At 36.4% G+C, this 14,230-nt stretch carries 8 protein-coding genes and 1 pseudogene; 7 read left to right on the top strand and 2 right to left on the bottom strand.

Translation table 11 applies throughout. From position 1 onward, the window contains the following. The first annotated feature begins 107 nt into the window (after positions 1 to 107). From sov to DCC35_RS06025, 7 genes and pseudogenes are all read left to right on the top strand, one after another. Positions 108 to 6,811 (top strand): annotated as a pseudogene (gene sov / locus DCC35_RS22020) (T9SS outer membrane translocon Sov/SprA). 17 nt (positions 6,812 to 6,828) lie between these two features. Continuing rightward, positions 6,829 to 7,185 (top strand): hypothetical protein, encoded by a 357-nt coding sequence (locus tag DCC35_RS06050; protein ID WP_137089936.1) that lies wholly within the window; start codon positions 6,829 to 6,831, stop codon positions 7,183 to 7,185. Between the two features lie 84 nt (positions 7,186 to 7,269). Beyond that, positions 7,270 to 7,647, top strand: a complete 378-nt coding sequence (gene gcvH, locus DCC35_RS06045) for a glycine cleavage system protein GcvH (protein ID WP_137089935.1) — start codon at positions 7,270 to 7,272, stop codon at positions 7,645 to 7,647. A gap of 7 nt (positions 7,648 to 7,654) precedes the next feature. Then, entirely contained in the window at positions 7,655 to 8,041 is a 387-nt protein-coding gene (locus tag DCC35_RS06040) for a VanZ family protein (protein ID WP_137089934.1), read from the top strand. A gap of 73 nt (positions 8,042 to 8,114) precedes the next feature. Next, positions 8,115 to 8,789: an energy transducer TonB gene (locus DCC35_RS06035; RefSeq protein WP_137089933.1), complete on the top strand. Its 675-nt coding sequence runs from the start codon at positions 8,115 to 8,117 to the stop codon at positions 8,787 to 8,789. A 108-nt stretch (positions 8,790 to 8,897) separates the two neighbouring features. Continuing rightward, entirely contained in the window at positions 8,898 to 9,347 is a 450-nt protein-coding gene (locus DCC35_RS06030; protein WP_137089932.1) for an energy transducer TonB, read from the top strand. Between the two features lie 37 nt (positions 9,348 to 9,384). Beyond that, positions 9,385 to 10,059, top strand: coding sequence for an energy transducer TonB (locus tag DCC35_RS06025; RefSeq protein WP_246070163.1), 675 nt, complete (start codon positions 9,385 to 9,387; stop codon positions 10,057 to 10,059). 72 nt (positions 10,060 to 10,131) lie between these two features. On the opposite strand, the gene DCC35_RS06020 is transcribed toward DCC35_RS06025, so the two are convergent. After that, on the bottom strand, positions 10,132 to 11,013 hold the full coding sequence (locus tag DCC35_RS06020) for a YicC/YloC family endoribonuclease (RefSeq protein ID WP_137089931.1): 882 nt from the start codon (positions 11,011 to 11,013) through the stop codon (positions 10,132 to 10,134). A gap of 43 nt (positions 11,014 to 11,056) precedes the next feature. Next, positions 11,057 to 13,897 carry a PD40 domain-containing protein gene (locus DCC35_RS06015; RefSeq protein WP_137089930.1) on the bottom strand — a complete coding sequence of 947 codons (2,841 nt, stop codon included), beginning with the start codon at positions 13,895 to 13,897 and terminating at the stop codon, positions 11,057 to 11,059. Positions 13,898 to 14,230 lie beyond the last annotated feature (333 nt).

Raw genomic sequence — 14,230 nt, 5'->3', positions numbered from 1 at the left:
TGTTACGGAATCTAAAAAGGACATTTTGTCTATGGGTAGTATTTATCCCGTTTATTTCGGGAGCTGAGAGTTTAAATGAAGCATATTATATACTTCAGGATACCGCTGTGGCCGACACTCTGAAAGATGACAGGTATGATCAGCCTTATGAAGAATCTTTCGTTCCGAATATTCAATTAAGAGACAGGTATGGCGATCCTTTTACTAGTGATAAAGTTTACTCTCCTTTTGACCTTGGTCAGCCACAGGAAACTGAGATCATACTAGAATATGATACTTCCGGAACATACAATGTATTTGAACAATTAGGCAGGATACCTTATAGACCTCCAACAAGGCTTTCTTTTGACAAGTACAATCAACTTCAGGAACAGCAATTAAAAAAGGATTATTTCAAATCGAAATCTGCAGGTCTTGATGGAGAAAGTGCTGTAAGTGGTAGAAATCTAATCCCGACACTATACATAAGCCCTGTATTTGACAGGATTTTTGGAGGCTCTGAAATTAATATTGTGCCTAATGGGTTTATAACCCTTGACTTAGGATACAGACATCAGAGAGTACTTAATCCATCCATACCGGTAAGGCAACAAAGAAACGGAACGTTCGAGTTCGATCAGCAGATCAGTATGAATGTCGTAGGTAACATCGGGGAAAAGATGAAAGTTACGGCTCAATTTGACAACAATAATTCTTTTGACTTTCAAAATGACCTGAAGCTGGAATATTCAGGTTTTGAAGAAGACATTATAAAAAAACTTGAAGTTGGTAATGTTAGTTTACCTCTATCAAACTCTTTAATAACAGGTGGACAAAACTTATTTGGAGTAAAAACTCAAATGCAGTTTGGTAGACTTTTTATAACCACACTTTTTTCCGAACAAAGAGGTAAATCAGAAACCATTACAATTAACCAGGGATTTCAGGGCAGGCAATTTCAATTTAGAGCCTCAGACTATGATGAAAACAGACACTTTCTATTAGGTCAGTTTTTCAGGGCAAATTATAATACGTGGCATGATAATCTTCCAAACCTCACCTCAGGTCTTAATGTAACACCACGAGTTGAAGTATATGTTTTAAACCGTCGTAATGATACAGAGTCCCTCAGAAATGTAGTTGCTCTTATGGACCTTGGAGAAAATGTAATTGTAAATAACGATCAGTTTCAATCGGCCACGAATGCAGCCAACTCCCCTACCCGAAACCAGGCCAATTCGTTATTTAGTGATATCCAAAATTATGGACCGACAATTTTTGATGTTGACAATGCATCACAGATTCTGGAAAATGATTTTAACCTTGAAAAAGGTGTGGATTTCGAATTGATAAAATCGGCAAGTAAGCTTGATCCTTCAGAATACATCATCAATTCTCAACTAGGGTATATTACTCTATTAAGAAAATTACAAAATGATGAAATGCTGGCTGTAGCTTACGAATACACTTACAATGGTGATCGATACCAGGTAGGTGAACTTCAGTCTGATTATCAGTCTCGGGGAAATGAATCTGTTATTTACCTGAAAATGCTCAGACCAAGGCAGATTCTCACACAGGCCCCTACCTGGGACCTGATGATGAAAAACATTTATAATTTAAATGCAAACCGAATAAACCCAGAAGACTTTCAATTAAGAGTAATTTATCAGGATGATCGTACTGGTCAGTATTATCCCAACTTATCGGAAAGTCAGATCAAAGATATTCCATTAATCGAAGTTGTAAAGCTTGATCAATTGGGGCCCGCAAATGACCCTCCTGCTGACGGAAACTTTGACTTTATTGAAGGAATCACAATTGATACAGAAAGAGGGTTAATAAAATTTCCAGTGATCGAGCCTTTTGGTGAAACAATTAAAGAAAGAGTCACTGAGGAATGGTACTCAAAATACGTTTTCGATTCATTGTATACGAATACCCAGGCTGATGCGGAACTTCAAACTGTTAAAAATAAATATCTGATCTCAGGTAGTTTCCAATCTGGAAGCAGCTCAGAAATAGCTTTGAGAGGATATAATATCGCAGAAGGATCCGTTATAATATACGCTGGTGGTACCCCACTTCTTGAAGGAGTTGACTACAGGGTGAATTATCAGATCGGCAGGGTTACTATTCTAAATGAAAGTGTTCTGAATTCGGGCAAACAGATACAGATCACTTACGAAAAGGACGATGTTTTTACATTCAACAGCCGGTTTTTAGCAGGAACAAGGCTTGACTACCGGATCAGCGATAAAATAAATTTCGGAGGTACTTTCCTACATCACTGGCAAAGGCGTGGCAGCAGAACCCGATGGAGAATTGGTGATGAACCAACCCGAAACACTAAATACGGTCTCGATTTTAATTTTAGTGATGACAGTAGAATCCTGACCAGGTTAGTAGATGCAATACCACTGATATCAACTAAAGAAAAATCGACCGTAAATATTTCAGGAGAATATGCAGAATTGATATCAGGTACTACCAACGTCGTTGATGGAGACCAGACATTTTACATTGATGATTTTGAATCAGCAGTAACTCCGTTTAACCTCGGAGGTGGTGCACAGGGTTGGCGCTTATCGTCTACTCCGGCAACTGACGACAACAGATATTTTGGCGACGTAGGTATAAATAACCTTGAATACGGTTTTAAAAGGGCTAAATTAGCCTGGTATACTATCGATAATGTTTTCTACAGAGATGGAGGGACAGAAAAGCCATCGAATATCACAGATGAAGATATTCAGAATCATTATGTCGCCCCGGTATATCCTCAGCAAATTTTTGAAAGACAGGACAGGCAACAGATCAACGTAAACTTACCTGTTTTTGATCTTGCCTATTATCCTGAAGAAAGAGGTCCGTATAATTACAATCCCGATCTTGAAAACGATGGTACTCTTGCCGGAGACCCCAAAGATAATTTTGGTGGTATTACGCGAGCGATAACTGGTGATATCGATTTCGATCGCAATAATATACAATATATCGAGTTCTGGATGCTCGATCCTTTCATAAATGTTACTCAGGGTAATCTGTCAAATCCAAATGGATTAATTGATGATGGACGGGGAAACCCGCAAGCTAACACGACTGGTGGTAAGCTGGTGTTTAACCTGGGAGATATTTCAGAAGATGTCATCAAAGATGGAAAACACGGCTTTGAAAATGGCCTCGATCCTACCGGAGGTGATCAAAACGAAGATATAACAGAATGGGGAGAAGTTACTAACAGGCAGTTCCTTACAGATGCATTTGATAATAATGCAGAATCAAGAGAAAATCAGGATGTGGGTCACGACGGAGTTAGAAATGACCAGGAAGTAGAGTTTTATGAAGATTTTATAAATGGATTGTCAGGTGGTGCTGCCATTGCAGTCCAGGATGATCCTTCAGCAGACAATTTTCAATATTATCTAGGTCCTTCACTCGATGAAAGTAATGCCAAAATTCTGGAACGATATAAAGATTATAATAACCACGATGGAAACACTCCGGTTATAAATACCACAAATCTGAACTTTTCGCCGGTTGGTAACAATTTCCCTGATAATGAAGACCTCAATAATGATAATAGTATTTCTGATGTAGAAAACTACTATGAATATTCGTTGGATTTAAGGCCGGGGAATTGGAAGTAGGAAAAAATTATATCGTTGATAAAGTAACTAATAATATTAACGAAGCTCAGGAACCAACTACATGGTATCTGGTAAGAATCCCTATCAGGCAACCAGAAAAGAAATATGGAAGCATTAATGGATTCAAATCGATAAAATTTGTCAGACTCTACATGACTGAATTCGAACAACCTGCAGTTGTTAGAATGGCCAAATTTCAGTTAGTAGGTAGCCAATGGCGGGAATCACTTGAATCTCCATATCTACCGGGATTTGGAGAAATCGAAGAACCAAAAGATATTCCGGTTAACATTTCAGTAGTTAATATCGAAGAAAATGGTAGCGGAGGCCCCGATGATGTTCCGTATAACCTTCCACCGGGAATTTCAAGAGATCAGGATAATACATCAAATGTAGCCAGAAGATTAAATGAACAATCACTTCAGCTATGTGTCGATGATCTTCCAAATGGAACCAAAAAATCAATATATAAGGTAGACGATCTGGACATGGTCAACTTTGAGAGGTTGAAAATGTTCATACATGCCCATTCAAGAACTGCTCAGGATGATGAATTACAGGCATTCATAAGATTGGGTCAGGATGATGGCCAAAACTATTACCAGATCGCAGTACCTCTTAAAATGACTCCTTTTGGAATTAGTCCTGAAGATAGAGAAGGAATATGGCCGGAACAAAACTGGATAGATATTGCACTCGATGAGATACAGACAGTAAAAAGGAATAGAGATCTTCAATTTGGAGATAGTGTTGCATTTTCATTCTCTCAGCAGGTTCGACAATATACAGTTACCATCAAAGGTCGACCAAATCTTCAAAATGTAAGAAATCTTTCCATGGGTGTAATTAACCCTGAAAGTCCTGATGGACTTACTCATGATGTTTGTGTTTGGTTTGACGAATTAAGAGTGACAGGCTTAGCTACCAGCCGGGGTTGGGCTGCAACAGCAAGGATGGGATTGAAATTAGCTGATTTCGCTGTTATAAATTCGAGCTTAAGGTATTCTACAGTTGGTTTTGGAGGCATTCAGCAAAGAATTAGTGAAACTCAGAGGTCTGATATTCTCAATTATGACATAACTTCTACATTTAATCTGGATAAATTTTTCCCGGAAGACTGGGGATTGAAGATACCAATGTACATGAGTTTTAATGGGCAAAAAGACACTCCTTTATTTGATCCATTCGATCAGGATATCCGACTGGAGGCAGCTCTTGCAGCTATTGATGATCCGGAGGAGAGAGAGTTATATGAAAGAGTTGCTATTGCCCGTCGAACCCAGCGTTCGATTAACTTCATCAATGTTCAAAAGACTAAAACAGACCCGGATGCCAAATCAAGGATTTACGATATAGAAAATTTTGCTTTTTCATATTCTTTCAGTGAATCAGAAGCGAATAATGATCAAATGGCGGCATTTATCAATCGCCAGTATCGTGGAAGCATAGCCTATAATTATGCTTCTCAATATCAGGGCTGGAGTCCTTTTGAGGAAAGTGAGAAAATGAGATCACCATGGATGAAATTAATAAAAGATTTTAATTTCAATCCGGTTCCGAAAAATATAAATGTGAGGTATGAATTAGACAGGAAATTTACTAAAAGACAATATTGGACAGAAGACTTTCAACTTGACCCGTCCCTGGTCAATATCGAGAAGTTTTTCTTTTTCAACAGAACTCATGGTGTTAGATGGGACCTGTCTAATAACTTATCCCTGGATTTCAGATCGACTGCTAATGCAATTATTGATGAACCGGAAGGTGAGATAACTACCGATGCCCAAAAACAGGTGATCTGGGATAATATTAAAAACTTTGGCAGGATGAAACGATATGAACAGACTGCCACTTTAAATTATACAGTTCCACTAGACAAAATACCACTGGTTGACTGGGTAAGTGCTGATCTGAGATACACCACAGGATATAATTTCCTTGCTGCTGCGAGAGATCAGATCGATCAATACGGAAATACCCTGAATAACAGAAATGATCAAAATGTTTCAGGAAGATTAGACTTTGTAAAACTCTACAATAAAAGTAAAGCTTTACAAAAAATTAATACTCCTTCCTCACGATCGAGATCGAGATCAAGATCAAGAAACAGGGATCAGGAAGAAGAAGATGAAAAATCCGGAGGAAATGCAGGGAACTCGATTTTGAGATTCCTGATGATGATAAGATCAGCTAATTTCTCATATAACGTAAGTCAGCAAACCCAACTTGCAGGATATATTCGAACTCCTCAGATTCTTGGAATGGATGTTGATTTTGAATCACCAGGATGGGGTTTCGTTTTTGGTAGTCAGGATCCAACTATCCGGTACAGAGCTGCAAATAATGGATGGCTTACTCAGGACACTACCCTGACAACACCATTCAGGCAAATGCGAACTGAAGATTTGAATTTCAGAATAACAATTGAACCGGCAAATGATCTTCAGATAACATTAGATGCAAGAAAAAGAACCCAGGATAATTTCGAAGAAATTTTCAGGTATAACCCGAACAACGATCAATCAGAAAATTCAGGATTCCGGTCTTTAACCCCGGTTAGAACAGGCTCATATGAGATCTCCTGGCTTTCTATTGCTACATCTTTTGAAAAGTCAACTGATGATTACTATTCTCCGGCATATGAAGAGTTCGTTGCTAATCGGGAAATTATTCAGGATCGATTGAATTTTAATAATGAAAGTACCATTTCATATGATACTAATGCTCAGGACGTCTTAATACCGGCATTCCTGGCCGCATATTCCGGAGAAAATGCCAGAGATACCCGACTGGGTAGATTACCAAAATTCCCGATTCCATCATGGACTGTATCTTATAATGGATTATCGAAGTTGAAATTATTTAAGAAATCATTCAGATCTATAAGTATAACGCATGGTTATAGCTCTTCAATAAATATCAATAATTATTCGAGTTCACTATTGTATAAAGAAAACCTGGAACTAGTTAACAGATTTGGTAATTATGGTCTGGCAGCTCCTTTCGATCAAAATGGAAATCCTATTGATCCAACTGATCCCAACGGTATTCTCGTACCACTTTACACAATCAGTCAGGTAATCATTAAAGAAAGTTTCAATCCATTAATTGGTATTAATCTGAGAACTAAAAATCGTGCTTCAATTAGGGTTGAATATAAAAAGAAAGAAATCTTGGATTAAATATTAACAATAGCCAAGTGACTGAATTAAGAAGAAATGACCTGGTTATTGATGTGGGGTATACCAAAACAGGAATGAAATTACCTATTAAAGTTCAAGGCCAGAATCTATCACTAAAAAATGAACTCCAATTCAGGTTAGGCCTGACAATCAGTGATTCTTATACTGTTCAAAGGACAATTGGAGAAGACCCACAGGCTACAAATGGAAATTATAACTTTCAGGTAAAGCCAACAATCAGATATATGATCGATCCTAAATGGAATGTCCAGTTTTATTTTGAGAGAAGTGTAAACAGACCAAGAATAACCAACACTTTTCCAAGATCTACTACGGCTTTTGGCTTCCAGGTACAATTTAGCCTCGCACAATAATCAGGATATTACGTCAAAACATTTTCAGACTTCAAAATTTGATTTATTTTTGGCCAACGATAAACAATTAAAAAAAGAAAACTGATGAATATCCCTAAAGACCTCAAATACACAAAAGATCACGAGTGGGTAAAAATTGATGGCGATGTTGTAACTGTTGGAATTACAGATTTCGCTCAAAAAGAACTAGGTGACATTGTTTATGTAGAAGTTGAAACAGAAGGTGAAGATATAGAACAAGGTGAAACCTTTGGTACTGTAGAAGCTGTAAAAACTGTTTCAGATCTTTTCATGCCTGTATCCGGAAATATCATTGAATTTAATGATGAACTTGAAAGTTCTCCCGAAAAAGTAAATGAGGATCCCTATGGTGACGGCTGGATGATCAAAATCAAAGTTGAAGATGAATCTCAACTCGATGAATTGATCGATGCTGCAGAATACGAAGATCTTGTAGGATAATTAAGTTTTGTTTTTTAGATATAATTTATTCGGTATTGTCTGGGCACTGATAATTGCAGTGCTAACCCTTACTCCTGGTGGAGAAATGGTTGAATTAAATATTTGGGGCAAGGCGGATATATTCACCTTTGCTCATGTGGGCTTTTTCGCAATTTTGGTTTTTCTACTATGCATTGGGTTCACAAAGCAATACAAATTCAAGGAAATTAAAGAAAGGCCTGAAAAGTTTGCTGTAGTTTTTGCAGTAATCTTTGGATTCCTGCTTGAATTCATTCAAGCCCTTATACCAAATAGAAGCCTGGAGGTTATCGACCTGATTGCCAATAGTATAGGTTGCCTTACAGGGTATTTTATTTTTTTCCTTGTATACAAGGCGGGGATAAATTTGTCTTAAACTAAACTTTTAGTATATTTGAAACGTACTATAAAATAGGTATATTTGAGATTCATTTGAAGTTAAAGATATTATGGAAGTTAAAAAGAGTCCAAAAGCAGATCTTGAAAGAAAATCACCTCTATTCCTTAGTATAGGATATGTGGTAACTCTTGCTTTGGTTTTATTCGCGTTCGAATATGGCTTCAAAGATGATGAAGACATTCAGAACTTTGGTGCAATGAACGAATCGGTTGAAGAGACTATTGATATTCCGATCACGGAACAGCCTCCTCCACCACCACCAAAAATTCAGCAACCAGAGATTATTGAGGTTCCAGATGAAGAAGAAATAGAAGAAGATATTGAAGTAGACCTTGACGTAGAGATCGACGAGGAAACTGTAATTGAAGAAGTACAGTTCGAAGCTGAGCCTGTTGAAGAAGAGGTTGAGCAGGTATTTACGATTGTTGAGGAGTCTGCAAGTTTCCCAGGAGGAATGGATGCATGGTACCAATTCTTGAAAAAGAATTTGAACTATCCTTCTCAAGCTCGTAGAATGGGAATCGAAGGTAGAGTTTATGTACAGTTTATAGTTAGTAAAACTGGTCAGCTTTCAGATATCAAAGTTGTAAAGGGTATCGGCGGAGGCTGTGATGAAGAAGCTGTAAGGGTACTAAAAGAATCACCAAGATGGAAGCCTGGTAAGCAAAGAGGTCGCCCGGTGATTCAGAAAATGACTTTCCCTATAATGTTTAAGTTGCAATAAGACTACAAACAAAAGATATAAAAAGCGTGAGAAAATTCTCACGCTTTTTTTATGTCTATTTGCTTAAAACTAAAATATTAGTTATATTTAACTAAAGACATAGTTAATATGAACACTAATTTACAACATATTAAAAATATAGCGCTTATAAGTTTATTGATTACTATCTCTTGTAAACAAACTGAGGTGGAGCCAATGAAAGAGGACAAGTCAATAATTGAAATTGATCAAAACGATTATAACTCATGCATCTTTAAATGTCCCTTAGAAGAATCAGCAACTTTTCCGGGAGGAATCGAACATATAGCAACATTTATCAAAGAAAATATAAACCTCTCAATATTAAATAGAAAGTACTTTGAAGGACGGGTTTTTGTTCGTTTCACAATATCAGAAACAGGCCAAATTTCTAATATAAAAGTAGTAAAAGGTATTGAGGATATAGTAGATCAGGAAGCAATTAGAATAGTAAAACTCTTCCCTGATTTTGAACCGGGAAAGCTTCAGGGCATCCCTGTAAAGCAACAAATAATAATACCAGTGTATTTTAATATATAGTTTTTTTTTATAAAGTTTAACTAAAATTTTAGTTTTTATGGAACCGAAAAAATCAGAAAAAGCGAATCTTGAGAAGAAATCTCCAATGTTTTTAAGCCTGGGATTTATTATAGCTATGGGAGCTGTTTTGGTAGCGTTTGAGTATAAAACAGAGCCTGACAAAGATATTAATAAATATGTGTTTGATAAGGGTGAAATTGAGGATCCATTGATTATTCCTCCAACGGATATAAATCCTCCTCCACCTCCTCCTGAACCAAAACCTGTTGTATTTGTAGAGACAGATGAACCAATAGAAGATCCTGACCTGGATGACTTTACGATTGAAATTGATGAAACAACCATTATTGATATTCCGGTATCAACTGAAAAGCCGAAGGATGAGAAAATTAATAATGAAGTACATGATATCGTAGAAGAAAGTGCTCACTTTCCCGGCGGACAGGAAGCGTGGATGAAATACTTGAGAAATAATTTAAAATATCCATCAAAGGCAAGAAGAATGGGTATCGAAGGTCGTGTTTACGTTCAATTCATTGTCGACAAAACAGGTAAACTAACCAATATTAAAGTTGTAAAACCTATTGGAGGCGGGTTAGATGAAGAGGCTTTAAGAGTAATAAAAAATGCTCCTAAATGGAACCCAGGTAAACAGCGTGGTCGCGAAGTACGACAAAGAATGACCATCCCGGTTTTCTTTAAATTGCAATAATTTTTCACCTTATTTAACTAAATATTTAGTTTTATTGATCAAAAAAAGGCGAGGTTTTATACCTCGCTTTTTTTATAATATATTCAATATCTGTTCTTTTATTTGTTCGAGTGATTCTTTCATGTTTACAACATACTTCTGAATCACAGCGTCATTAGCCTTACTGCCAATTGTATTGATCTCCCGGCCAATTTCCTGACCGATAAAATTAAGTTTTTTACCACTACTATTTGTATAATCGAGAACTTCTATAAAATAGTCTAGGTGTGCTTTTAATCGCACCTTTTCTTCATTTATATCTAATTTCTCAATGTAATAGATCAGTTCCTGCTCAAACCTGTTCTCATCAACTTTATCCTTTTCGATATATTCCTTAATATTTTTTTCTATTCGCTCCCTGATTACCTCTACACGTTCAGGATCTCTATCTTTTACCTTCTCAAGAAATTTATCAATATTTTCTACTTCTTCATGAATTTGTCTGGAAAGAGTTTCACCCTCTTTCTGCCTGTAACCGTCTGTCTTGTTCAAAGCCTCACTAATGGTGTCTTCTAATACAGGCCAGAATTCTGCGATTTCTTCCTCATCCAGGAAATCCTCCATTACATCAGGTGATTGGACTGCCAGGCGGAATAGATCAGCATCAGACTGGTGACCAACTGCATTTTTTAGTTCTGTCAGTTCTTTGTAGTAATGTTGAAAAAGTAATTTATTATACTTAATCCTCGCCAAACTATCATCCTTTACCTGGAAATCAATAGAAACTGAAACTTTACCACGCTGAAGAATTTTTGAAATGAGTGATTTCACTTCAATTTCCTTTGAGGTAAATTCCTTTGGTAATTTAATTTGTGTGTCTAGGTATTTTGAGTTAAGTGATTTCACTTCAACCATAACCAGACAATGTTCATCTTCATGTCTGGCCATCCCATAACCTGTCATTGATTTAATCATATGCAAATATGAATTAAAATATGTATTCTGCCTTATAAATTATTTAAAAGTCGTAGCCTAGTGTAAAATAAAATTTCGGATCCTGGACCGTATAATTAATAGTTGGCCAGGCTACATCAAATTTAATGTAATAACCGAGAAATACGGTTCTTGCTCCTGCACCCCAACTATAAAGCCATTTATTTGAAAAGTTCTGCACTCTTGCTACAAAAGGACCATTCGGTCCAGTAGTAATTATGTCTACATTTTGTTCACTTTCATCATCAAACGGGCTAATTGATGTCCAGGCTGTACCTATATCATAGAAGCCAACAAATGAGAAGTTTCTTACGAAATTAGATCCTATAAAACCTCTATACAATACTCTGGCAATAGGAATTCTTAGCTCAGCATTAAATAATGCTACCTTCGATCCATTAAAGGTATTATAATCGAATCCTCTCAATGAGGTTATATAATCTACAAAATAGATATCCTGATTCTCTTCGAAATTATTAAAGTTTAAAGGATGTTGCTGATTAGGCCTTTCCGCATTATCAAAAAACAACCAGTTATCCATTCCACCTAAAAGGAATGTTTCTCGTTTATTATTGAAATATTGACCATAGAATCCTCTTACTGCAAAAGTCATCGATCTGAATATTTCTTCATAATGCCTTATATCAACTGTAATTTTATTAAAAGACTGTTCCTTATCTGTAAACGAATTCATACTGGTAAATACAGCTTTTGCACGAGTTCCCACAATGGCATTTCGACCCAATACTTCTGAATCATCAAATACATAGCTTAAATTAAAACCGCCAAAATGCGAGACCTGCCTCGATAAATCAGGATCAGGAAACTGCGTATATAGAGGACTGAGGCTATGAAATTGTGTATTGAGGTAGAAGGGATTAAACTCTACTCTGGATCTTACACTAAACGGATAGGATGCACCAATTATCACCTCATTTTTCACATATTTATGCCTGTCATCAGCTAATTGTGCGGATTCACTTTCAGGATCAACAAAAAATGTTTCTCTCCTGTATTCAGCTTTAAAATCTATAAGGTGTTTCAAATACTGATATTCTGCGAAGATTCCACCACTTTTTAAGTCTCTGAAAGAGAGAAAAACTCCTCCACTCATAATGTGGTTCTGCAGAATGTCTGACATATTCCCCTTTAGCTTTAGACCAAAACCTAATAAAGGATCTACACCAATTGTTGTAGTTACAAAATTAGTACTAAACTTCGGAGTGTATTCAAACGGCCCTTCAATCTGGCTCTTACGTCTGAACTTCCTGTAGTTTGATAAAAATGTAGATTTCCCCTGTATATCGGGCTGCCTCCTTTGAGTTGGTTGATTATTACTTCTCTCAAAAGCATAATCATCCGTATCAAGAAAATCATCAGATTGTTCAGGTGTCAGATCAAATTGATAGTCATCTGTATCAATAATATTCGCCTGTTCTTTATCTGGCTCTACCTCTTGAACTTGCTCAGTATCGATAGTATCAGTAGAAATGATCGTCGTATCAGGAAGAACTTCAGTTTCTTCAATAGATTGTTCCTGCTCTCTTTCTTGCTGAGCATTTAACCGATCTGCCACAATTTTAGCCAGAATCCTCTGCTGTCGTGGTGTTTGAGGCGTGAATACATTTATATCGACATCAAAATCAGGTTCAGCATAAATATACTCACCTTCCATATCTCCAACTGAATAAGCCAAAGTAGATGTTTCGAAGCTATAGGAAAGATCATCAAGGCTATGCGAGAACTTGGTTAACTGCCTGTTTATTCCGGTTTCAGTATTGAAATAAAATACATTTGTAACTCCCTTTTGATCACTTAAGTATATTATCTCTTTACCTCTTGCAATCGGCTTTGTATCATTACTTATAGTTTTTAATGGGGCATATGATTTTGAAAAAGAACTATCAGTAGGCCATATATACAGATTAAAAGTGTTTAGGTCTTTTATATTCGATAAAGAATCTAAAGGTCTGTTAGAAGAAAAAATCAATGCCCTTTCCCCCTCAACAAAACTTGGGCTCAGGTCATCATATTTATCGTTATTTATTCTTCTTACAGTATTACGTCTAAGATTAAATATAAATAAGTCCGTCTGTCCATTCACACTGGCACTCATAACGATTTGATTACCAGAAGGACTAAAACTAAAATCATTGATTCTTAAAAATCTATCAGTAGATCGGCTAAAACCCTTTTTGGTCTCTACATTAATAACTTCTAACGTTGAAACACCTCTTTTAGAACTCAGTATTCCCACCGTGATCGAATCCTGCCATGCTATTTTTGGTAATTCATCATCCAGCCTCTGATTGATAATATATTGTCCTCCCCTGCTTATGACATTCTCTTTTCCTGTTTCCAGATTTCGGTGAATTACTTTATGTTTTCCCTTTATGTTTTCTACATAAACAAGTCTTCGTCCATCAGGGCTAATCGCTACATCAGTAAATGTTCCTTTCTTTGAATTTTTGATTTTTTTAATAGGATCTTCTGGTAAATCACCATAGGCATTTAAGACTGGCTCATTAATTTGCTTATAGTAATCAGCCCAACCTTTTAGAAACTGTTTGAACGGAATACCTAATGTATAGGCAATACTACTTTGTTCATTACGATTGATACGGGTTAGATTTAATACGTTACTCATGTATATTCTTCCGTATTCCTCTACCATATAATTCCATACAGACTGCCCTAAAATAACTGCTTCCTGCTTGGATAATTGATGAAATTCTTTTTGTGTATCTTTTCTGAAATATGCCCTGACATAATCATCCATTTCTTCATCCCAACCATAAGCGATATACCTTGCTGCTCCAACACTAAACCATTCAGGAAGATTAAGTAAAAAAGTGTTTTGAACCATATCTCCAAGGCTACCCCGAAAAGCATATCATTGATTAAGGTATTAGCCACATGAAAAGACAATTCTTTATGGAACTCCGTTTGTGTACCTTGATATGCAACCTCAACAAAATTCCGGTTAAAATTAGTTTGTCCACCTTCATTGTATTCATTTTCGGTTATGCCGATATTACTTTGCTGAAGATCAGTAATCGAATTATATAAATAAATATCCGTCTTGTAAGGAGGTAGATATCCTAAAATATCACTTATACGATTAAATTCGGAGTCAAGGTAATCGATCGCACTCTTGGCTATTTCATTACCATCGTCATAAAAGTAGAGGTTGAAATTC

This window comes from Mangrovivirga cuniculi, assembly GCF_005166025.1.
In the GTDB taxonomy this organism is placed as follows: Bacteria; Bacteroidota; Bacteroidia; order Cytophagales; family Cyclobacteriaceae; genus Mangrovivirga; species Mangrovivirga cuniculi.
The sequence above is the reverse complement of the archived record's forward strand: the minus strand, read 5'-3'. Positions and strand labels throughout refer to the sequence as shown.